This window comes from Murinocardiopsis flavida (genome assembly GCF_003014485.1).
GTDB lineage: Bacteria > Actinomycetota > Actinomycetes > Streptosporangiales > Streptosporangiaceae > Murinocardiopsis > Murinocardiopsis flavida.
In genome coordinates this window covers 419,755-439,907 of record NZ_PYGA01000002.1, presented here as the reverse complement: position 1 = coordinate 439,907, position 20,153 = coordinate 419,755, and the positions used below count along the sequence as shown (strand labels likewise).

At 74.3% G+C, this 20,153-nt stretch carries 20 protein-coding genes; 9 read left to right on the top strand and 11 right to left on the bottom strand.

The genetic code is table 11. From position 1 onward, the window contains the following. Positions 1 to 46 precede the first annotated feature (46 nt). The gene (locus tag CLV63_RS33440) at positions 47 to 205 is read right to left on the bottom strand and encodes a hypothetical protein (protein WP_170134143.1); all 159 of its coding nucleotides are present in this window, start codon (positions 203 to 205) and stop codon (positions 47 to 49) included. Between the two features lie 107 nt (positions 206 to 312). After that, the gene (locus CLV63_RS33435) at positions 313 to 462 is read right to left on the bottom strand and encodes a hypothetical protein (RefSeq protein WP_170134142.1); all 150 of its coding nucleotides are present in this window, start codon (positions 460 to 462) and stop codon (positions 313 to 315) included. A gap of 100 nt (positions 463 to 562) precedes the next feature. Between CLV63_RS33435 and CLV63_RS04720 the strand changes: the two genes are divergently transcribed. The 3 genes from CLV63_RS04720 to CLV63_RS04710 are packed head-to-tail and all read left to right on the top strand — an operon-like array spanning position 563 to position 2,667. Beyond that, positions 563 to 1,315 (top strand): SDR family NAD(P)-dependent oxidoreductase, encoded by a 753-nt coding sequence (locus CLV63_RS04720; RefSeq protein ID WP_106581611.1) that lies wholly within the window; start codon positions 563 to 565, stop codon positions 1,313 to 1,315. Then, positions 1,312 to 2,139: an enoyl-CoA hydratase family protein gene (locus CLV63_RS04715; protein WP_106581610.1), complete on the top strand. Its 828-nt coding sequence runs from the start codon at positions 1,312 to 1,314 to the stop codon at positions 2,137 to 2,139. The genes CLV63_RS04720 and CLV63_RS04715 overlap by 4 nt, the downstream gene beginning before the upstream one ends. After that, positions 2,140 to 2,667, top strand: coding sequence for a RidA family protein (locus tag CLV63_RS04710; RefSeq protein ID WP_106581609.1), 528 nt, complete (start codon positions 2,140 to 2,142; stop codon positions 2,665 to 2,667). Between the two features lie 148 nt (positions 2,668 to 2,815). Here the strand turns inward: CLV63_RS04710 and CLV63_RS04705 are convergent, their stop codons facing one another. The 6 genes from CLV63_RS04705 to CLV63_RS04680 all read right to left on the bottom strand — a co-directional run bounded on the left by CLV63_RS04705 (position 2,816) and on the right by CLV63_RS04680 (position 9,258). Continuing rightward, the gene (locus CLV63_RS04705) at positions 2,816 to 3,676 is read right to left on the bottom strand and encodes a PaaX family transcriptional regulator (RefSeq protein ID WP_245928578.1); all 861 of its coding nucleotides are present in this window, start codon (positions 3,674 to 3,676) and stop codon (positions 2,816 to 2,818) included. Positions 3,677 to 3,788: 112 nt separating this feature from the next. Next, on the bottom strand, positions 3,789 to 4,529 hold the full coding sequence (locus tag CLV63_RS04700; protein WP_106581607.1) for a sensor domain-containing protein: 741 nt from the start codon (positions 4,527 to 4,529) through the stop codon (positions 3,789 to 3,791). A gap of 1,687 nt (positions 4,530 to 6,216) precedes the next feature. Beyond that, positions 6,217 to 6,675: a DIP1984 family protein gene (locus CLV63_RS04695; RefSeq protein ID WP_106581606.1), complete on the bottom strand. Its 459-nt coding sequence runs from the start codon at positions 6,673 to 6,675 to the stop codon at positions 6,217 to 6,219. Between the two features lie 148 nt (positions 6,676 to 6,823). Then, a complete protein-coding gene (locus tag CLV63_RS04690; RefSeq protein WP_106581605.1) occupies positions 6,824 to 7,804 on the bottom strand; it encodes an LLM class flavin-dependent oxidoreductase in 981 nt (326 codons plus the stop codon). A gap of 374 nt (positions 7,805 to 8,178) precedes the next feature. Continuing rightward, a complete protein-coding gene (locus tag CLV63_RS04685; RefSeq protein WP_106581604.1) occupies positions 8,179 to 8,493 on the bottom strand; it encodes a hypothetical protein in 315 nt (104 codons plus the stop codon). A 213-nt stretch (positions 8,494 to 8,706) separates the two neighbouring features. After that, positions 8,707 to 9,258: a dihydrofolate reductase family protein gene (locus tag CLV63_RS04680; RefSeq protein ID WP_106581603.1), complete on the bottom strand. Its 552-nt coding sequence runs from the start codon at positions 9,256 to 9,258 to the stop codon at positions 8,707 to 8,709. A gap of 346 nt (positions 9,259 to 9,604) precedes the next feature. On the opposite strand from CLV63_RS04680, the gene CLV63_RS04675 reads away from it, so the two are divergent. The 4 genes from CLV63_RS04675 to CLV63_RS04660 are packed head-to-tail and all read left to right on the top strand — an operon-like array spanning position 9,605 to position 15,629. After that, a complete protein-coding gene (locus CLV63_RS04675; protein ID WP_106581602.1) occupies positions 9,605 to 10,744 on the top strand; it encodes an acyl-CoA dehydrogenase family protein in 1,140 nt (379 codons plus the stop codon). Positions 10,745 to 10,786: 42 nt separating this feature from the next. Beyond that, complete coding sequence (locus CLV63_RS04670) at positions 10,787 to 12,424, top strand: AMP-binding protein (RefSeq protein ID WP_106581601.1); 1,638 nt, start codon at positions 10,787 to 10,789, stop codon at positions 12,422 to 12,424. Positions 12,425 to 12,471: 47 nt separating this feature from the next. Next, positions 12,472 to 14,793 (top strand): bifunctional salicylyl-CoA 5-hydroxylase/oxidoreductase, encoded by a 2,322-nt coding sequence (locus tag CLV63_RS04665; protein ID WP_106581600.1) that lies wholly within the window; start codon positions 12,472 to 12,474, stop codon positions 14,791 to 14,793. Continuing rightward, a complete protein-coding gene (locus CLV63_RS04660) occupies positions 14,790 to 15,629 on the top strand; it encodes an alpha/beta hydrolase family protein (protein WP_245928577.1) in 840 nt (279 codons plus the stop codon). The genes CLV63_RS04665 and CLV63_RS04660 overlap by 4 nt, the downstream gene beginning before the upstream one ends. 117 nt (positions 15,630 to 15,746) lie before the next feature. Here CLV63_RS04660 and CLV63_RS04655 read toward each other — a convergent pair whose 3' ends face one another. Further along, entirely contained in the window at positions 15,747 to 16,052 is a 306-nt protein-coding gene (locus CLV63_RS04655) for a DsbA family protein (RefSeq protein ID WP_106581599.1), read from the bottom strand. 418 nt (positions 16,053 to 16,470) lie between these two features. Further along, positions 16,471 to 17,289, bottom strand: coding sequence for an APH(3'') family aminoglycoside O-phosphotransferase (locus CLV63_RS04650; RefSeq protein WP_106581598.1), 819 nt, complete (start codon positions 17,287 to 17,289; stop codon positions 16,471 to 16,473). A gap of 285 nt (positions 17,290 to 17,574) precedes the next feature. Here CLV63_RS04650 and cynS point away from each other — a divergent pair, with 285 nt between their 5' ends. After that, positions 17,575 to 18,093 carry a cyanase gene (gene cynS, locus CLV63_RS04645; RefSeq protein ID WP_106581597.1) on the top strand — a complete coding sequence of 173 codons (519 nt, stop codon included), beginning with the start codon at positions 17,575 to 17,577 and terminating at the stop codon, positions 18,091 to 18,093. An 84-nt stretch (positions 18,094 to 18,177) separates the two neighbouring features. Here cynS and CLV63_RS04640 read toward each other — a convergent pair whose 3' ends face one another. After that, positions 18,178 to 19,065 (bottom strand): sulfotransferase, encoded by an 888-nt coding sequence (locus tag CLV63_RS04640; RefSeq protein ID WP_106581596.1) that lies wholly within the window; start codon positions 19,063 to 19,065, stop codon positions 18,178 to 18,180. A gap of 236 nt (positions 19,066 to 19,301) precedes the next feature. Between CLV63_RS04640 and CLV63_RS04635 the strand changes: the two genes are divergently transcribed. After that, positions 19,302 to 20,084 (top strand): SIR2 family NAD-dependent protein deacylase, encoded by a 783-nt coding sequence (locus tag CLV63_RS04635; RefSeq protein WP_394339742.1) that lies wholly within the window; start codon positions 19,302 to 19,304, stop codon positions 20,082 to 20,084. Positions 20,085 to 20,153: the final 69 nt, after the last annotated feature.

Sequence of the window (20,153 nt, the reverse complement as noted above, 5' to 3'; positions counted from 1 at the left end):
CGACCGTAGGACGGTCGGCGGGCCCTGTGACGTTCGGCGGTGCCGCTCAGGCGAGTTCGCGCCGCACGGTCGCCGCGGCGAGCGTGGCCTCGGGACCCTTGCGGGCGACCTTCGCGACGTAGACCGCGCCGCCGATGAAGATCGAGACGGGGACGGCCATGAACGCGACCAGTGCGATGAGTTCTGCTACTCCGAGTGCTCCCATGCCGCCCATCATAGGCGACCCTAACCGGCGGACGCGAGCGGGTCGGCGTTCCGCGGAGCACCCTCGGCGGGGAGCCGCGCGGCGACCGGGCTGCGGCGGTGTCGGCGCTAACCGTGATGCGGAGGGCCGGGGCGAGGGCCTTGAGGGCCGCCGGGAGGGGGCGGGCCGTTGCGCCGCCGGGACCGCACGACGAGCAGCAGGACGAGGAGGCCGAGCAGGAGGCCGAGGACGATCTCCGGTGGCGAGACGCTGATCACGGGACGACCTTATCGGCGGGCTCGGCCGCGGCACGAGGGCGGACGGATGCGTGTAGCGAATTCATGACGAAGGTCATATCAGCGTGATACCGTGCCGCGCATGGGGACCTCCACTCCGCTCGCCGTCGTCTCCGGCGGGGCGGGCGGTATCGGCGGCGCGGTGTGTGCGGCCCTCAGCAGGGACGGCCACCGGGTCGTCGCGCTCGGCCGCGATCCGAGCCGCCTGGCCCGGCTCGCCCGGCCGGTCGAAGGACGGGTCTGCGACGTCACCGACGAGGCGGCGGTGGCGGCGGCCGTCGCCGAAATCGCCGCGCACGAGCCGATCTCCGTCCTGGTCAACAGCGCGGGCACCGCCGAGTCTGCGCCGCTGCACCGCACCACGCTGGAGGCGTGGAACACCCATTTCGCCGTGAACGCCACATCGGCGTTCCTGCTCACGCGCGCGGTGCTGCCCGCAATGCGCGAGCGCGACCACGGCAGGGTCGTGTTCATCGCCTCCACCGCCGCGCACGCCGGCACCCCCTACACCGCCGCGTACACGGCGTCCAAGCACGCCATGCTGGGGCTGGCCCGGACCGTCGCCGCCGAAGTCGCGGGGACCGGGGTCACCAGCAACGCCGTGTGCCCGGCCTTCGTCCGTTCCCCGATGACCGAGCGGTCGGTGCGGCGCATCGCCGAGCGCACGGGGCGCGGTCCCGAGGACGCCGAGCGGGCGCTTGCGGAAGCGGCCCCGCTGGGCCGCCTGGTCGCACCCGACGAGGTCGCCGCGGCAGTGTCGTACCTGGCCTCCGGCGCAGCGGCGTGCGTCAACGGCCAGTCCCTGGTTCTCGACGGAGGAGGCATCCAGCAATGAGCCCGTTCCGGGGGTCCGTGCCGTTCACCGACGCGTGGGAGCACTTCGACGTGCGCCGCGCCGACGGGGTCGCCACGGTCACCTTCGCCCGCCCCGACAAGCTCAACGCGCTCACCTTCGGCGCATACGCCGATCTGCGCGACCTCCTTGCGGAGCTGCCGCACCGGGGCGACACCCGGGTGCTGGTGCTGCGCGGCCAGGGGCGCGGGTTCTGCTCCGGCGGCGACGTGGACGAGATCATCGGCGCGACGCTGGCGATGGAGCCCGACGACCTGCTCGCGTTCACCCGCATGACCGGCGAGGTGGTCAAGGCGATGCGCGAATGCCCGGTGCCGATCATCGCCGCCGTGCACGGCATCGCAGCGGGGGCCGGGTCGGTGCTCGCGCTGGCGGCCGACTTCCGGATCCTGGCCCGCTCGGCGCGGTTCGCGTTCCTGTTCACCAAGGTCGGCCTGTCGGGCGCCGACATGGGCGCGGCGTACCTGCTGCCGCGGGTCGTCGGGCTGGGCCACGCGACGAAGCTGCTGATGCTCGGCGACACGGTCGACGCCGCCGAGGCCGACCGCTACGGCCTGGTGAGCGAGCTGGTCGAGGACGCCGAACTCGACACCGCGGCCTCGGCACTCGCCGCCCGGCTCGCTTCGGGGCCGTCGTTCGGCTACGCCCAGACCAAGGCTCTGCTCTCGCGCGAACTCGACATGAACCTGTCCGGCGCGATCGAGCTGGAGGCCATGACCCAGGCGCTGCTGATGAAGAGCGCCGACTACGCCGAGTTCCACGCGGCGTTCACCGGCAAGCGTGACCCGCAGTGGAAGGGGCGCTGAGTGGGCGGGCAGACCGCGGGCCCCGAATCGGGGACCCCGCACACCACGGCCTCGCAGACGGCCACGACCCCGCAGGCCACGACCCCGGACGCGACGACCCCGCAGGCGGCGACGCCGCGCACGGCTACGCCGCACACGATCGTCACCGCGCCGGGGCTCGCCCCGCCGGTCGGGTTCGCGCACGCGGTGGTGTGCGCGCCGGGACGCACGGTCCTGCTGGGCGGCCAGACCGCGCAGCGGCCCGACGGCTCCATCGGCGGCGCGACGGTCGCCGAGCAGTTCGCGATCGCCGTCGCCAACGTGCGCACCGCGCTGGAGGCGGCCGGGGGCGCTCCGGGCGACCTCGCTGCGCTCACGGTCTACACCACCGACGTGCCTGCCTACCGGGCGGCACTACGCGAGATCGGCGTCGCCTACCGCGGCTGCATGGGTCGGCACTACCCGGCCATGGCGTTATTGGGCGTGAGCGCGCTGTTCGACGAGGAGGCCCTGGTCGAACTGGTCGGAGTCGCGGTCCTGCCGGAGTGACGGCCGCCAGGGCTGCCGCCGGATCGGGGCGGATCGGCCGTCGGGTCTGCCGCCGGATCGGGGCGGATAGGCCGCCGGTTCGGCCGCGAGGTCGGCCGCCGTGCCGGGTCGCGGCGGATCATGCTGTGCGCGGGGGCGGGCGGCGGCCTCAACCGCGTCCGGTGACCGCCAGGACGTGCGCGAGGCCCTGATCGCACAGGCGGGCGTGTAGGTCGAAGAAGACGGTCGCGGCCCTGCTGCCCGCCCACTGGTCGGGGAGCACCTCCGGCGGCAGCCCGGGGTCGAGGAACGGCATTCGCCGCCATGCGTCGACCGCGCGGAGGTGGTCGGCGAACGCCGCCGAGGGGTCGGTGTCGCGCCGCCGGGTCCACCGGGTCAGGACGGGTTCGTGGTCGGCGAGGAAGGTGCGGTACATGTCCTGGAGCGCCGCGAGGTCCCACCAGCCGGCGACGGCGTCGCGGAGGTCGTCGAAGCCGAGGTGGTCGCCGCGGAACAGCTGGACGTAGCGGGTCATGTCGAGGTCGTCCAGCGCGCGGCGGGCCTCGTCGGCGAGGTGCGCCGGCGCGATCCACACGCCGGCCGCCGTGGTCCCGAAGCCGAGCCACGCGAGCCGGGACCGCAGCAGGTGGCGGCGGTGGCGCTCGGACTCGGGGACGGAGAAGACCACCAGGACCCACCCGTCGCCGAGGGCGGCGGTGCGCCGCTCGAAGATCCGGTGGTCGCCGTCTGCGAGGACGGCCCTGCCGTGCTCGGACAACCGGTACCCGGCGACCCCGTCGGCCTTCTCGGCGGTCAGCAGGCCGCGGCGTTTCAGGCGGGAGATCGCCGAGCGGACGGCGGGCGGGTCGACGTCCAGTTCGGCCATTAGGGCGATGATGTCCGCGACCGACACCCAGGCGCCGATCTCGCGTCCGTAGGAGCCGAAGAAGGACACGATCAGGGAGCGGGGCCGCCGGTTCTGCCGCTCTCCACCGGAGGCGGCGTCTGCCGGGATCGGGATTGTCGTCACACGAACACGATACCGAGGGGCCGTACCGGCCTCTCGCTCGCCGGGGACCGGCGGAGCCCCGGCGCCGATGGCGGCTCCGGGGCAGGCGGGGAAGGTCGGGGTGGACGCCGGGTCACCAGGCATGGCCCGCCATCTGCGCGGGGGGCGTTTGGGCGGGACGGTAGCCGTAGCCGTATCCGGGGTCGGTCGGGTGCCCGGGGTGGCCGCCGGGGTAGGCGAGGTGGCCGGGGTGCGGTGCGTCGTCCTCGGATCCGGCGAGCATGGCCTGGCCCAGCCCGGCGTTGAGGAGCGCCGCGGCGCGCAGGACGAAGGGGAGGGTGGCCGCGAAGAGCGCGCCGATCGCCACGTGGAACCCGATGTCGACCAGCGGTCCTTCGCCGAGTCCGATCAGCTCGACGAGGCCCCCGTTGTCGCCGATGCCGCGCAGGATCCACCCGTAGGCGGGGTAGGCCAACCCGGCTATGGCGCCGGACCACCAGGTGACGGCCACGACGAACCCGGCGATGGCGAGCGGGAGCTTCACGACGCCGTGCATGAGGTCCAGCCAGTTCTGCCCGTGGGTCAGGGGGTGCAGGAAGGTCCGGACCCACCCGGCGCCCGCCGGCACCGGCCCGCTTCGCGGTCGGGTGACGGGGCGGCCCGTGATCTCGGGCAGCATGCTCCGCTCGACGGAGGCGAAGCCACGCGCCATGACCAGGGTCGCGGAGAGGACGAGGAATCCGACGAAGACCACCATGAGGCCGGTACCGGCCGCGACCCCGGCGACGAGGAGGGGGAAGGACGCCAGCGCCAGGGGGAGGCCGAGGATCAGGTAGCGGGTGTCGGTGCCGATGCGGTGCAGAAGGTTCGTCATGCCGATAACGCTAGAGATCCGGCCTGCGCCGATCACGCCCCCAGGGGAGCGTCTGCCAGGTGGTGCGAGCCCTACCTTCTGGGCGCGGCCCTGGCGGCCCTGGCGGATCGGGCGGTGCGCGCGGGGGTCGGTCCGTCGGAGGGGCGGCCTTCTCGCTGGTCCGCGCGCGGGTGGTCGGTGGTCACAAGTAGCGCCGACTGCGGCGGGTGGTCGGGGCGCGGTTGGATCGGCTGAGGTGTGCGGGGGGTGGGTGCCGAGAGCGTCCTTGCCCCCAGCGGACCTGGGCTGGGCTGCCGGGGAGCCTGCGCAGCAGCGACGGCCGAAGCAGACGCCGGGGTTGGACGCCAGGGCTCGCCACGTACTGAGCGCGCGACCGGGGTGGTGTGGTGGGGCGCCCGGGTGTGGTTGCGGTGGGTTCCGTGCGGTGCCGGGCCCGGCGGTCGCAGTGCGGGATGTGTGTCGGCCGTCGCTGCTGCGCAGGCTTTCCGGCAGCCTGGCTCCTGTTCCCTTGGGGTCACGGACGCCCTTGCCCGCGGGCGCCTTGCTTCGGGGGCGGTCTCGCCTCCGGGTGCCCGTGGCCGTTTCCGTGCGGTGCCGCGTAGCGGCAGTCCTTCTGGTGCCCGGGTCGGTGGGTGCGTGAGCATGCCGTCGTTGCCGTTGGGTCGACGGCGTTGGGTGGGCGGGCGCATCGTCCTGCGCAGAAGCGCAGGTCAGCTGCCCGGGTCCGGCACCCCGCCATCCCGGGTGTCTCGCATCGTGAGAACTCGATGAGAGGGTCAACCCAGACGTCACCCGTATGACGTCTGGGTGGGCATCCCGCCACCCGCAGGCCCACACCACCCGCAAAAACCGGACACCACACCGCAATCCGGGCGCGTGACGGCGGTCTCGGCCGATCACTCGTTCGCATGATGGACATGATCTTGGTGCGGGGCCCGAATCGGCGCCTCTTCGCCGGGAACCACGCTGTCAGAAGGGGCATTCACCGCCAATCGCCCTGTGCGGGTGGGGCTCTGCGCAGGTAGCCGTGCTTTTCGCTGCGGAGGGACGCGCATGCGTGCGGGTGGCCCCGAGAGGCCCCGCCGCCGACCGCGCCCCCCGACACCCACCGGCCATCGCTGCCCCGGCCCCCGCGCACCCCGACCGAGGCAACCGGAGCCCGACCCCTCGCCGCCGCCGTTGCTGCTGCCGCCCACCGTGCACCCGGCTCGATCTCGCCGGGCCTGGCCCTCCGCCCGCCGTCGTTGCTGCTCTTCCCGTAGATCACCCGTACGCGGCTCGGCGAGAAGGCCGCCCAGCGGACGGACCGATCTCAGATAGCGGGTTCGATGCCGCCGGGCCCAGCCCTCCGCTGCCTGTGGTGCTGTTGTTGCCCACCGCGCACTCTGCTCGGCACAGCGACGCCGGGTCCCCTTTCCCGCCCTCGGCACGGACCCGAGTCAGCACCTGGTGATGCGGTGTGCGCAATGCAGGGTGCGCATGTGCGCGGTGATGGGCTGCCATGTAACCGGTACCGGTACCGGTACCGGGCCGGCCCATCGGCCCTGTCGCGTGCGCCGCGCTTCACCCGGCGGCGCTGGAGGGTTCGGTGCTCGCCCTCGGGGAACCGTGCCTACCTGCTCGGCGTCGTCGCTTTCCGTTCAGCCCTCCGTTCAGCCCGCCGCTCAGCCCTTCGCTCGTATGGGGGTCATGGGACGAGGTCCGTGGTCCAGTTGAGCTCCTGGAGGCGGGAGTCCAGTTCGCGCAGCTCCATGGCGAGGGAGTCGGCGTCGCGGCGCACCTGGCGGACGTCCACCGAGGGGAGCTGGCGGATCTCGCTGCGGCTGTAGAGGTTGGGCTGCTCGGCCGCAGCCGTGGCCAGCTCGGTGAGGAGCCGGTGCCGCAGCCGCAGGGAGTCGCGCCTTGCGAGGGCGGCGGTGACGGTGGTCCCGGGGCCGAACCCGGTGGCGAGATTGGTGGCGTTGATCCGGTTCGCCAGGTCCGCGAACTCCGCGGCGAGCGTGTCGTGCTCGGCCCGGAGCTCGGCGGGGTCCTCGGCGGGTTCGGTGTCCTCCTGATGCTGCGCGTTGTCGACGGCGCGCTTGCGCAGATCGGCCATTCGCGCCGTCAGGTAGGACCGGCGCGCGAGCGCTTCGGCCAGCCGCATGGGGGTGCCTCCACGTCGCCGGGGACGCGGCCGACTCTAGACCGTTCGGATCGGGGCGTGCCACGAGTTTTCACCGCTGGACCGCGGGCCGGCCGTCCGCCTGCGGGGACCGTCGAACGGCCGAACGGCCGAACGGACGTACTCCTCCTCAGGAGCGGACCAGCGGCAGGACGTGTTCGGCGGCCAGGCGCAGCTGATCCTCGATCTCGACCGGCGGGCACAGGACGATGCCGTCGGCCCCTGCCGCGTGGAGTTCGCCGAGGCGGCGGGCGCAGTCGGCGGGGGTGCCGACGACGGCGAGGGCGTCGATCCACTCGTCGCGCAGCGCCGCGGCGCGCTCGTCCACCGGTAGCTCCGCCAAGGCGCCGAGCTCCGCCGCGAAGTCGAGCGGGGTCAGGTGCACCCCCCAGGCGGGTTGGGCGACGATCCTGGCGATCTCCGGGCGGAGGGCGTCGCGCGCCTTCGCGGCGTCCTCGGCGACGTGGAACCAGGTGTAGGCGGTGACCCTGTGGCCCGCGCGGCCGACGTCGCCGCGCCCCTCGTCGATGCTGCGGCGGGCGGCCGCGATGTACTCGGGGGTGGCGGGCTCGGCCAGCAGGGTGCCGTCGGCGTGGCGGCCGGACACAGCGAGCGACTTGGGGCGGCGGACCCCCGCGAGGATCTGCGGCACCACCGGCGGCGGGAACTCCAGCCGGACCCCGTCGAGGCGGACGTGCGCGCCCTCGACGGTCACCGTCTCGCCATGCAGCAGCCGCCGGACCGCGTCGAGGGTCTCGCCCAGCGCGGTGAGGAAGGAGTCGGGCGCCGCGCCGACCTGGCGCATCCAGCCGGGCACACCGTGCCCGATCCCCGCGACGAGGCGGCCGGGGTGCAGTTCGGCGACCGCGGCCAGCTCCATGGCCGTGAACGCCGGGTTGCGCGCCACCGCGGGCAGGATGCCGATCCCGACCCGCACGCGCTCGGTCGAGGCGAGCACCGACGCGGTGGTGGCGATCCCGCCGGCGTAGAAGCAGTCCTCGACCGCCCACACCTCGTCGAATCCGGCTTGCTCGGCCTGCCGGGCCAGCGACACGAGTTCTGACAGGGGGAGTCGGCAGGGCAGCTGGAAGGCGACCTCGGGATGCGGCATGGGCGGACGGTCCTTTCGGGGGAGGCGGGCTGACGCCCTGCCGACCCTATGCCGTGCCCGCGCGCCGTCGGATCGCGAGATCCCCGGCCCCGGCGCGGATCCCGCGCCCGCAGGTCGGCCGCCGCGGACCCTCGGCACCCCAGCGAGGGGCGAGCGGCCCGGGCGGCGGCGGTGTGACGTGCGGCCGCGCCGCGGGACCCCTCAAGCCGCGGGACCCCTCAAGCCGCGGGACCCCTCAAGCCGCGGGACCCCTCAAGCCGCGGGACCCCTCAAGCCGCGGGCGCCCCCGCCCGGTCGTAGGCGCCCCGGTCGGGGTGCGTGCGGTGCGAAGCATGCGGGAGCCCCGCGCGTCCCGGCCCGAACGGGCAGCCCCGTCAGAGCAGGGCCGGTCCGTAGACGCTCGCGACAACGAGCAGCATCGCCGCGGCGAAGGCCGCGCGGCGCGCGGCGTCGTAGGCGCGGTGCCGGGGCCAGGCCCACAGCGCGACCGGCACCAGCAGGTTCAGGACCATGAGGACCACGAGGAGCGGCGCGGGGGTGTCGGGGCAGTCGGCGGCCCCGCACGGGCCGCGGGCGGCGCCGTACATGAGGAGCAGGGTGCCGAAGGTCGGCACGGCGAGCAGGGTGCCGATGGCGGGGAGCGTGGCCCAGTCGATCCGGTGGGACGCAGGGGGATGTGTCGCGCTCATACCCCCATTGCACCGCCCGGCCCCGGCCGACGGCATGAGTACGGGTACTCAACCGGGAGCGGTATCGCGCACGGGATGCCGTTCGTTGCGCGGATCTCCGGGCCGCGGAGCGGGCACTGCCCGCCGTGCGGTCGCCCGGCAGTGCGGAGCGGGCTCCGGGATCGCGGCCGCGGTGTCGCCGCGATGCCGCCGCGCGCCGCCGGCCCCGCCGGCTCAGACCACGGGGGCGTACGCCGTGTACGTCACGCCGGACGCGAATGACGCGGCCCTTAGCAGCCGCAGCCGTGGAACGGTGTAGCCGTCGGGATAGAAGCGGCGGCCGCGGCCCTGGACGACCGGGTACGTGAACATCCGGTACTCGTCGACCAGTCCCGCCTCGATCAGCGGGTACGCCAGCGTGATACTGCCGGTCAGCGCGATGGTCCTGCCCGGCTGCTCCTTGAGCCGGCGTACCTCTGCGACCGGGTCGCCGGACAGGATCGTCGTGTGCTGCCACTCCGGGTCGACGAGCGTCGAGCTGAAGACGTACTTCCGGGTCCGGTTGAGGTACTCGGTGACACCGGTGGTGTCGGCGGTCTGCTGCGGCCAGAACCCGCGCATGTCGGTGAAGGTCCGTCGGCCGAAGAGCACGGCATCGCAGTGCTCGTCCTGCCGGTTCATCTCCTCGGTCAGCTCCTTGTCCTCCGCGAGTGGGTCGAACCAGTCGTCGAGCATCTCCACGGCTCCATCGAGGGTGACGTTCTGCGTGATCACCAGGTCGCGCATGGGTGATACCTCCGGGCTCCGGTCTTCTTGCTGTGGTGTCTCCACTTGCTGTCGTGTCTCCGCGCCTGCTGACTGATCGCGATCGCGAAACTCATCGGCCCCGGGGTGCCGAGGGTGCCCAGGCGGGGACCGGTGACCGTCGCCCCTGTGCGCTTCGGCCGCGGCGGCTCCGGCCCACGGCGCGGCGGCTCCGGGGTCCACAGCTCCGGGGCCCACGGCTCCGTGCCCTGATGGCAGATGCGCGCCACTGGCAGATGCATGGCAGATACGCGCCGCGAGTATCGGAGTCTTGACGGTCGTCACCAACTCTGTATATTCGGAGGCATCCGAGAGGGGGTGGTCGGCGGTGGCCTTCTCGCTCAGTGCCGGGCAGCGTGACTTCGCGGCGTGGGTGCGCGCCACCGCCGAGCGCGAACTGGGCTCCGCGCCCCCGCCCACGGGACGGGTCGACCGCGCGCTCGTGCGCCGGCTCGGCGGCCTCGGGCTGCTCGCCCCCTTGTTCCCCGGCGCCGTCGAAGGGCGCCCCACCGGGCAGGCCGCGGCGATGAGCCTGTGCCTGCTGCGCGAGGAGATCGCCCGCGTCAGCACCGAGGCCGAGACCGCCCTCGCGCTGCAAGGGCTCGGCACCTACCCGATCCTGCAATCCGGCACCGAGGAGCAGATCGCCCGCTGGGTCCCCGCGGTCGCCGAGGGCGGCGCCATCGCGGCGTTCGCGCTGAGCGAGCCCGATGCGGGGTCCGACGCCGCGGCGCTGCGGCTCAGCGCCGACCCCGCCCCCGGCGGCGGGTGGCGGCTCAACGGGCAGAAGACCTGGATCTCCAACGCCCCCGACTCCGACTTCGCCGTGGTCTTCGCGCGCACCGGTGCCGAACCGGGCGCGCGCGGCGTGTCGGCGTTCCTGGTGCCGGCCGACCGCCCCGGGCTGTCCGGCACCCCGCTCGACATGCTGGCGCCGCACGCGCTGGGCACCCTGGACTTCGACGGCGTCCCGGTCGACGCGTCCGACCTGCTCGGCGACGTCGGCCGCGGCTTCGCCGTCGCCATGCGCACACTCGACCTGTTCCGGCCCAGTGTCGGGGCGTTCGCGGTGGGCATGGCGCAGGCGGCACTCGACGCGGCCCGTGAGCACGCCCGCACCCGGCACGCGTTCGGCGGCCCGCTGACCGAGCAGCAGACCGTCGCCCACACCCTCGCCGACATGGCCACCCGCATCGAGGCCGCCCGACTGCTCGTCCGGTCGGCGGCGAGCGCATACGACGACGGCGCCGAACCGCGCTCCGTCACCGCCAAGGCCGCCATGGCGAAGCTCTTCGCCACCGAGACCGCGCAGTCGGTCGTCGACTCCGCGGTCCAGATCCACGGCGCGCGGGCACTGCAACGCGGCCACCTGCTCGAACACCTCTACCGCGACGTCCGCGCCACCCGCATCTACGAGGGCGCGTCCGAAGTGCAGCTCGGCATCATCGCGAGAGAGCTGCTCCGCTGACCGCGCGACCACCGACCAACGCCCCGGACGAGGAGCACCGCGATGCAGCAGTCCCTGTCACCGTCAGCACACGAGGACACCTTCGCCCGCGACCACCTCCCACCCGCCGAGCAGTGGCCGAAGATCCGCTTCGACCTGCCCGAACTCGCTTACCCCGACCGGTTGAACTGCGCGGCCGAGCTGCTCGACGCCACCATCGCCCGGTTCGGCGCCGACCGCCTGTGCGTGCGCGGCGAGGACGAGTCCTGGACCTACGGCGAGCTGCGCGGCCGCGTCGACGCCGCGGCGCGCGTGCTGGTCGAGGAGTACGGGGTGCGGCCCGGCAACCGGGTGCTGCTGCGCGGCCCCAACGCCCCGTGGCTGGCGGTGTACTGGCTGGCGATCCTGAAGGCCGGCGGCGTGGTCGTCACGGTGCTGCCCATGCTGCGCAGCGGCGAGCTGGCCACCATCCTGCGCGCGGCGCGGGTCTCGCACGCCGTATGCGAGGTCCGGTCGGCGGCCGACCTGGAGACCGCCGCCGACGCGACAGCGGCCGACCTCGGCGCCCGCACCGTCATCGCCCGCTACGGCGGCGGGGAGCCGGGCGACCTCGTCCACCGCGCCGCCGCGAGCCCGGGGGCGTTCGCCGCCGTCGCGACGGCGGCCGACGACGTCGCCCTGATCGCCTTCACCTCCGGCACCACCGGCCGCCCCAAGGGCTGCATGCACTTCCACCGCGACGTCCTCGCCATCGCCGACACGTTCTCGGCGCACGTGCTGCGCCCCGAGCCGGACGACGTGTTCGCCGGCAGCCCCCCGTTCGCGTTCACCTTCGGCCTGGGCGGGCTGCTCATCTTCCCGATGCGGGCCGGGGCGGCGACCCTGCTGCTGGAGAAGGCCGGGCCGGAGCGGCTGGCGCGCGCCATCGACGCCGACGGCGCGACCGTGGTGTTCACCGCTCCCACCGCCTACCGGGCGATGCTCGCCCACGCGGGGACCCACGACCTGGCGCGGGCGCGCCGCTGCGTGTCGGCGGGCGAGCATCTGCCCGCGCGGGTGTGGCGGGCGTGGTTCGACGCGACCGGTGTGCGGATCATCGACGGCATCGGCGCCACCGAGATGCTGCACATCTTCGTCTCGGCCGCCGACGACGCCATCCGACCCGGCGCCACCGGGGTCGCCGTCCCCGGGTTCACCGCCGACGTCCTCGCCGCCGACGGCAGCCCCATGCCCGACGGGGAACCGGGGCTGCTCGCCGTGCGCGGGCCGGTGGGCTGCCGCTACCTCGCCGACGACCGCCAGCGCGACTACGTCCGGCACGGCTGGAACATCACCGGCGACACCTACGTCCGCGACGCCGACGGCTACCTCTGGTACCGCTCGCGCTCCGACGACATGATCATTTCCGCCGGGTACAACATCGCCGCGATGGAGGTCGAGGAGGTGCTGGCCCGCGCGCCCGAGGTCGAGGAGGTCGCCGTCGTGGGGGTCGCCGACGAGGACCGCGGCCAGATCGTCAAGGCGTTCGTCGTCCTCACCGACGGCACCGAGCAGAGCGACGCGACGGCGCAGCACCTCAAGGACTTCGTGAAGGCGGAGGTGGCGCCGTACAAGACCCCCCGCGCCGTGGAGTTCCTCGCGGCGCTGCCGCGCACCGAGACCGGCAAGTTGCAGCGGTACAAACTGCGCGAGACCGGGTGAGCAGCGGGCACGGCACGACACCGCTATCGGCAGAAGGGCGGCAGGCCATGCGCATCGCCTGCATCGGCGGCGGCCCCGGCGGGCTGTACTTCGCCGCGCTGATGAAGCAGCTCGACCCGCGGCACGAGGTCACGGTCTACGAGCGCAACGCCGTCGGCGACACTTTCGGCTTCGGGGTGGTGCTCTCCGACGAGACCCTCGGCGGCATCGAGCACGCCGACCCGGAGGTCTACGCGGAGCTGTCGCGGGCGTTCGCCCGCTGGGACGACATCGACATCCACTACGCCGGGCAGGTCGTCACCTCCGGCGGGCACGGGTTCTCCGCCGTCGACCGGCGCACACTGCTGCGGATCCTGCACGACCGCTGCCGCGACCTCGGCGTCGACCTGCGGTTCGGCACCGAGGCACCCCCGGCGGACGCGCTGGCGCCCCACCACGACCTGGTCGTCGCCGCCGACGGCGTCAACAGCGCCACCCGGACCGCGCACGCCGCGGACTTCGGCACCGACCTGGAGCGGCGCCACTGCACCTACATCTGGTTCGGCACCGACCTGGTCTTCGACGCGTTCAAGTTCCACATCGTCGACACCCCGCACGGGGTCATGCAGGTCCACGGCTACCCGTACTCGGCGACCCGCAGCACCTTCATCGCCGAGATGCACGAACGGGTGTGGTCCGCCGCCGGGCTCGACACCGCCGACCCCGTGGCGGCGTGCGAGAAGCTGTTCGCCGACGTCCTCGGCGGCCACCGGCTCATCGCCGACAACCCCCGCTGGATCGCGTTCACCACGGTGCGCAACCGCACCTGGCGCCGCGGCAACGTCGTCCTGCTCGGCGACGCGGCGCACACCGCCCACTTCTCCATCGGGTCGGGCACCAAGCTGGCCATGGAGGACGCGCTCGCGCTGGCGGCCTGCCTGCACGAGGACAGCGGCGGGGGAGTCGCGGCGGCGCTGGCTGCCTATGAGGAGGAGCGCCGCCCCGTCGTCGCCAGCACGCAGCGGGCCGCGCAGGCCAGCCTGGAATGGTTCGAGGACATCGGCCGCTACCGCGCCCAGCCGCCCGAGCAGTTCGCGTTCAACATCCTCACCCGCAGCCGCCGCGTCACCTACGACAACCTGCGGCTGCGCGACCCCGAGTTCGTCGAGCGCGCCGACGCCTGGTTCGCCCGGCACGCCGGCGGCGCCCCCGCGGAGCCCCGGCCGCCCATGTTCCACCCGTTCCGGCTGCGCGGCCTGGAGCTGCGCAACCGGGTCGTCGTCTCGGCCATGGACATGTACTCCGCCCAGGACGGCGTGCCGGGCGACTTCCACCTCGTCCACCTCGGCTCCAAGGCGCTCGGCGGCGCGGCCCTGGTCATGACCGAGATGGTGTGCGTCAGCCCGACCGGCCGCATCACCCCCGGCTGCACAGGGCTGTACACCGACGGGCAGCGCGACGCGTGGCAGCGGATCGTCGCCTTCGCACACGAGCACGGCGAGGCAGCGATCGGCGTCCAGCTCGGCCACTCCGGACGCAAGGGGTCCACCAGGCTGATGTGGGAGGGCATGGACGAGCCGCTGGCCGACGGCAACTGGCCGGTCGTCGCGCCGTCGGCGCTGCCCTACAAGGAGGGCGTGAACCAGGTCCCGCACGCCCTGGACACCGCCGAACTCGCGGCCATCACCGAGGAGTTCGCCGCTGCCGCCCGCCGCGCCCGCGACGCAGGATTCGACTTGCTGGAACTCCACTGCGCGCACGGATACCTGCTGTCGTCCTTCCTCTCCCCGGTGACGAACCTGCGCACCGACCGCTACGGCGGCGACCTCGGCGCCCGGCTGCGCTACCCGCTGGAGGTGTTCGCCGCGGTGCGCGCCGAATGGCCGGCCGAGCGGCCGATGACCGTGCGGATCTCGGCCACCGACTGGGTCGCGGACGGCACCACGGGCGAGGACGCGGTGCGCATCGCGCGCGCCTTCGCAGCGGCGGGCGCCGACGCGATCGACGTGTCCACCGGCCAGGTCACCCCGGACGAGCGCCCCGCCTACGGGCGCAGCTACCAGACCCCCTTCGCCGACCGGATCCGCGCCGAGGCGGGGGTGCCCGTCATCGCGGTCGGCGCGATCTCCTCGCACGACGACGTCAACTCGCTGATCCTCGCCGGGCGCGCCGACCTCTGCGCGCTGGGCCGCCCGCACCTCTACGATCCGCAGTGGACCCTGCACGCTGCGGCCGAGCAGGGCTACAGCGGCCCCGGGGCGTCCTGGCCGGTCCCGTACCGGGCGGGCAGTCGCCGGCCGCAGACCGGCCGCGCCGACGATCCGCGCCCCCGGCTCGACATCGTGCGCGGCGACGACCGGCGGACAGCACACCGGAGGTGGCGGCCGTGACCGCACACGACGACGACAGCGACGACAGCGGCGGACACCGGTCCACCGTGCTCCGCTACGGCGCGCACCCGAGCCAGGTCGTGCACGCCACGCCGGGCGCCCACTCCGGCGCGCCGCTGGCGGTGCTGGTGCACGGCGGGTGGTGGCGCGACATCCACGGCGCCGGGCTGATGGACCCCATCGCCGCCGACCTGGGCGCGGCGGGGTGGGCGGTGTGCGGCATCGAGTACCGGCGCACCGGCGCCGAGCGCGGCATCTGGCGGCAGACCCTGGACGACGCCGCGCGCGCCCTGGCCCTGAGCGTCGCCGGACCCACGGGCGACGCAGCGGACGGCCCCGCCGGGAACCGTGCCGCAGACCCCGGCGGCGCCGCCGGGCGGCGGCGCGTCGTGCTCATCGGGCATTCCGTCGGCGCGCAGCTCGCCCTCCTCGCGATGCGCGACAGCGGGATCGACGCGGCGGGGGCGGTCCTCCTCGCCCCGGTCACCGACCTGCGCGCGAGCGCGGAGCAGGGGCTGGGGGAGGGTGCGGTGGCCGACTTCCTCGGCGCCGACCCCGCGGCGGAGCTGTACCGGCACACCTCCCCGCTGCACCGGCTCCCATTCGGCGTCGCGCAGCTCGTCGTGCACGGCGACGCCGACCAGCGGGTCCCCGTCGAGCAGAGCAGGGCCTACGTGCGGGCGGCCCGCGCAGCAGGCGACCCCGTGGACTTCGCCGAGGTCCCCGGCCTGGACCACTTCGCCATCATCGACCCCGCCCACCCGTCCTGGCGCACCGTCCGCGCCTGGATCGGCGCCGATACAGGCGTTGACACGGGCGCCGACTTACGGGAGTGACGGCCCGGCCGCGCACGGGAGTGACGGCCCGGTGGCGCACCGGAGTGACGGCCCGGCCGCGCACGTCCGGGACCGCGCCGCGTGCCCGACCGCGCGGCCCGCGCAGCCCGCACGTGTTCACGCCCCGCCGACCGCGCCCTCTGCACGGACGGCCCGCTTCAGCAGGCGCGTCAGCGCCTCCGGGGGCTGGACGGCGGACAACGGCGGCCCTCCGCCGATGACAAGGGACGGCACGCCGGTGACGCCGAGCCCGGCGGCGTCCCGCTCGCCGGAACGGACGGTGGCACCGTAGGCGTCGCCGTCGAGCACGGCGCGCACCTCCCCGGCGCCGAGCCCGGCCTCTAGCGCTTGGCCAAGGTGCGGGCGCGCTTTGACGCCTGCCCGCCATCCGGGCACCGCCGCGGTCTCCTTCGTTCGCCGCATTCCTTTTCAATTCGGTGCACTCGGTTGGCGGGGTGCCGGGAGCGCCCTGCCCCGCAGCTGCCCTGGGGGGCCAGGGGCGCTCTGGCTCCCGGGCGTCGTCGGGCGGGGGGCTCTCGCCTCCGAGGGCGGTCGGGTGGGGCGCCGCAGTCCCCGGCGTGGGCGTGGACTGTCCGGCGAGGGCTCGCGCATGGACTGCTCCCGCGGCGTGGGCCCCGAGGGACCCCACCACGTGCCCGTGAGAACACCGAACTCCACATGAACACGTCGCGGTGCTGCACCGCTTCGGGGTAGCAGGACGATCGGCACCGGGGCGCCGTGCGGTCGGCGGTGCGGTACCACGGCCGGGGCGCCGTGCGCTCCGCGGTGCGGCACCGGCGCCCTGCGCTCCGCGGTGCGGCACCGGCGCCGCGCGGCACCCTCACCCCCAGGTGAGCGGGTCGAGGTGGAGGTAGAACCGCTCGCGGTCCCGGTCGAGGTCGATGCCGTACAGGTCGGCGAAGGCGCCTTCCGCCGCCGCGGCACGGTGGTCGTCGGCCCACGCCTCCCTGGCGGTGGCGAAGAGGAGCGCGAGGTCGGCGTAGGGGTCGGCGCGCCCGAGGCGGCCGAGGTCGATGAATCCCGCGACCTCCAGGGTCGCCGGGTCGAGGATGATGTTGGGCAGGCAGAGGTCGCCGTGGCCGACGACGGATTCGGCGGTCTCCTGCGCGAGGCGGTGCGGCACCTGCGGCTCGATGCGGGCGAGCAGCTCCTCCGGCGGCGTCCGCTGCTGCTCGACCGGCAGGAACTCCGGGTGGACCGCTCCGCGCGCGACGACGTCGCGCGCGGTGGCGACCATGTCGGCGAGGCCGTACGAGAACGGGCACTCGTGGACGGGCAGGTCGTGCAGGCGGCGCACGGCGTCCGCGATCCGCGGCCACGCGGTGTCCAACGCCGGGGCGGGCAGCCGATCGGCGGGGACACCCACAACAGCACTGGTCACAAGGCAGGCGTCGGCTCCGGTGGCGTGCCAGTCGAGGACGCGCGCACCCGGCACGCCCTGCGCGGCGAGCCAGGCCACCCGGTCCCGTTCACCGGCGAGGTCGGCCGCGTCGGCGGCGGGAACGCACTTGGCGTAGCGGGTGCCGTCGGCGGAGCGGAAGACGTGCGCCCCGGATTCGCCGCCGGTGACGGGCTCCCACCGGCCGCCGTGCGGCCCGGCGTCCGGAAGCGCACCGGCAGCGGGCAGCGGATCGACCATGGCCAAGAGCCTATCCAACCGGACCGCCCCGGCACTCTCCCGGAACATCGGCGATCGCACTCGGTTCCATGGCCGCCCTTCACCCCCGCGGCGTCGCAGGCCGCCGCTCCGCGCGAAGGTGGAGTCAGAGGCTGCCGCCGCGCGGTACCTCGCGAAGCGGGCGCGCCAGGGGCGTGCCGGACACCCCCTTCACCCCGGGGCGCCAGGGGCGTGAAAACGCATCCGCGGCGTCAATGGCATTGGGTGCGGGGTTCCCATTGGGGGAGGCATGCGAATACTGTATGCATGGTACTCGTCGTCGTCTGTGACGGCGCCGAACGCGAGTCCACGGAGGCGAACGTGACGTTCACCCGCATCGACCCCGTCGGCAGGCGCCACGCCGCCGAAGCGGTCCTCGACGCCAAACGCCGCAAGGGCATCACCTGGGCCGCCATCGCCGCCGAACTGGGGCGCTCCAAGGTCTGGACCACAGCGGCGCTGCTCGGCCGGCACCCGGTCGACAGCGCCCAGGCCGAGGCGGCAGGCCGCCTCCTCGACCTGGACGACGTGATCGTCGAGGCGCTGCAACTCCCCCCGGAGCGCGGAGCGGACGCCGTCGACACCTCCGAGCCCATCGTCTACCGGCTGGAAGAGATCGTGCAGGTCTACGGCGGTGCGGTCAGCGAGCTCATCCGCGAGGAGTTCGGCGACGGGATCATGAGCGCCATCGACTTCGAGATGGACTTCCAACGCGTCGAGGACCCCAAGGGCGACCGCGTCGTCCTCACCCTCAACGGCAAGTTCCTGCCCTACCGGGAGTTCTGAGCAGCGCCGGCCCGCCCCACCGGGTCGGCGCCCCCACCGCGGCCCCGGCCGCGCCCCCACGCGCGGCCGGGGCCGCGGGCGCGGTCACGCGGGTCGGAGGTAGCCCAGCCGCTCCAGTTCCGGGCGGGCGGACGCGAGGACGTCGTCGCCCTGCTCGGCGCTGAGCCGCGACCGCCAGGAGCCGATGCCCGGCGACTCCGTCCGCATCAGTTCCACGGCGGACACCCGCGCCCCGGTGAACTCCCGCAGCTCCTCGGCCGCTCGCACCTCGTCGCCGCACACGTCCTCATAGCGGAGCGTCTTGAGCCGATCGGCGCCGAGCGTGCCGCGCAGCCGCGCCGAGAGCCGCACGGCGCTGCGCCACCGCAGCGCGCACTTCGCGGCCATGCTCATCGTGCGGTACGCGCGCCGCTCGTCCTCGTCCTCGATCCCGAAGAACGGGTTGGGCAGCTCCTGGTCCAGGTTGGCCATGCCGGGGCGGAACCAGGCGAGGGTCTGCTCGTCGTCGAGCATGTCGGCGACGACGTCGCGGCCGTCCCGGATGATCTGCACGAACGCCGCGTTGTCGAAGGCGGTGTCGAGTGCTGCGGCGCTGTAGAGCAGGTCGGGGCTCGCGTCGCCGTAGTGCTCGACCTCCCCGGCGTGCGGGCAGGGTCCGGCGCTCTCGCGCGCGGAGCGCGGACCGGCGCCGCAGCGGGGGCAGGTGTGCGGGGTCAGGTGCCACGCCTCGGCGAACGCGTCGCGGAGCAGGCTGGCGGCGCCCGTGGCCTTGCCCTCGGCGACCGACGGCCGGCGCGCCACGGCGTAGACGGCGCGCAGCACGCCCTCGTGCCCGGTGGTCAGGTGGAACCCGGGCGACCGGCTCAGCGCGTGGGCCAGCAGCCCCACGCCGGAGTGGGGTGCTCCGAGCACGAAAACGGGGCGGCGGACCTTGGCCCCGTTCACGACGAGGATGTACGGCGACTGTTTCATGAGTAAGCCGATTTTGGCACTTTTCACCTGGCTCTGCGCATACCCCCGCCGCGGATCGGCGCCGCGTGTTTCAGGGCCGCGCCGCGTGCCGGAGCGGACGCGGCGCCACCCCGGTGCGACACCGGCGCCGCCGCACCGGGATGGCGGTCGTGCGCCAGCGGGGTGGTGGCCGTGCGGGACTGCGACAATGGGCGGCCGGGCCGCCGGTGCGGCCGTCCAGCGCAGCCGCGGAGATGATGAGGTCGAGGATGCCCGCCACACCCCCGTTCGCCGACGCCGAGGCGCTGCTGGCCGGCGCCGACGCGATCACCGTCCTCACCGGCGCGGGCATCTCCACCGAGTCCGGGATCCCGGACTTCCGCGGCCCGCAGGGCGTGTGGACGGAGGACCCCGCTGCGGCCGCGCTGTTCGAGCTCGACACCTACATGTCGGACGTCGACGTGCGGCGCCGGGTGTGGCAGCTGCGCCTGCGGCATCCGGCCTGGACCGCCGAACCCAACGCCGCGCACCGGGCACTGGCCGACCTGGACGCCGCGGGGCGGCTGCGCGCGATCGCCACCCAGAACATCGACGGCCTGCACCAGCGGGCCGGCACCGACCCGGAGCACGTCCTGGAGGTGCACGGCACCCTCCACTGGGTCGTGTGCATGGCCTGCGGGCTGCGCACACCGACCGCCGAGGTGCTGGAGCGGCTCGACGATGAATCCGACCCGCGCTGCGTGCGCTGCCGCGGCATCCAGAAGACCGACACGATCTCCTTCGGGCAGCGGCTGCGCGCCGACGTCCTGGAGGCCGCCGTCGCGGCGGCGCGGGAGTGCGACGTGTTCATGGCGGTCGGCACCTCCCTTGCGGTGCACCCGGTCGCGGGCCTGGTCGAGATCGCTGTTGACAGCGGTGCGTGCCTGGTCATCGTCAACGCAGAGCCGACGCCCTACGACGCGGTGTCCGACGTGGTGCTGCGTGACCGGATCGGCACGGTGCTCCCCGCCCTCGCAGCGGCGGCGACCCAGCGCCCTTGACCCGGTCGGCGCGGCCGCGCCGCCACGCGCGGCCGCCCTGCCCCTTTGCTATGCGGCGGGGCCCTCCGG

Excerpts from the sequence above, each read along its gene's own strand:
- CLV63_RS33440 (WP_170134143.1), bottom strand. The coding sequence starts at position 205 with ATGGGAGCACTCGGAGTAGCAGAACTCATCGCACTGGTCGCGTTCATG.
- CLV63_RS04720 (WP_106581611.1), top strand. The coding sequence starts at position 563 with ATGGGGACCTCCACTCCGCTCGCCGTCGTCTCCGGCGGGGCGGGCGGT.
- CLV63_RS04715 (WP_106581610.1), top strand. The coding sequence starts at position 1,312 with ATGAGCCCGTTCCGGGGGTCCGTGCCGTTCACCGACGCGTGGGAGCAC.
- CLV63_RS04700 (WP_106581607.1), bottom strand. The coding sequence starts at position 4,529 with ATGACGAACCTTCTGCACCGCATCGGCACCGACACCCGCTACCTGATC.
- CLV63_RS04695 (WP_106581606.1), bottom strand. The coding sequence starts at position 6,675 with ATGCGGCTGGCCGAAGCGCTCGCGCGCCGGTCCTACCTGACGGCGCGA.
- CLV63_RS04690 (WP_106581605.1), bottom strand. The coding sequence starts at position 7,804 with ATGCCGCATCCCGAGGTCGCCTTCCAGCTGCCCTGCCGACTCCCCCTG.
- CLV63_RS04685 (WP_106581604.1), bottom strand. The coding sequence starts at position 8,493 with ATGAGCGCGACACATCCCCCTGCGTCCCACCGGATCGACTGGGCCACG.
- CLV63_RS04680 (WP_106581603.1), bottom strand. The coding sequence starts at position 9,258 with ATGCGCGACCTGGTGATCACGCAGAACGTCACCCTCGATGGAGCCGTG.
- CLV63_RS04670 (WP_106581601.1), top strand. The coding sequence starts at position 10,787 with ATGCAGCAGTCCCTGTCACCGTCAGCACACGAGGACACCTTCGCCCGC.
- CLV63_RS04665 (WP_106581600.1), top strand. The coding sequence starts at position 12,472 with ATGCGCATCGCCTGCATCGGCGGCGGCCCCGGCGGGCTGTACTTCGCC.
- CLV63_RS04655 (WP_106581599.1), bottom strand. The coding sequence starts at position 16,052 with ATGCGGCGAACGAAGGAGACCGCGGCGGTGCCCGGATGGCGGGCAGGC.
- CLV63_RS04650 (WP_106581598.1), bottom strand. The coding sequence starts at position 17,289 with ATGGTCGATCCGCTGCCCGCTGCCGGTGCGCTTCCGGACGCCGGGCCG.
- cynS (WP_106581597.1), top strand. The coding sequence starts at position 17,575 with ATGGTACTCGTCGTCGTCTGTGACGGCGCCGAACGCGAGTCCACGGAG.
- CLV63_RS04640 (WP_106581596.1), bottom strand. The coding sequence starts at position 19,065 with ATGAAACAGTCGCCGTACATCCTCGTCGTGAACGGGGCCAAGGTCCGC.
- CLV63_RS04635 (WP_394339742.1), top strand. The coding sequence starts at position 19,302 with ATGAGGTCGAGGATGCCCGCCACACCCCCGTTCGCCGACGCCGAGGCG.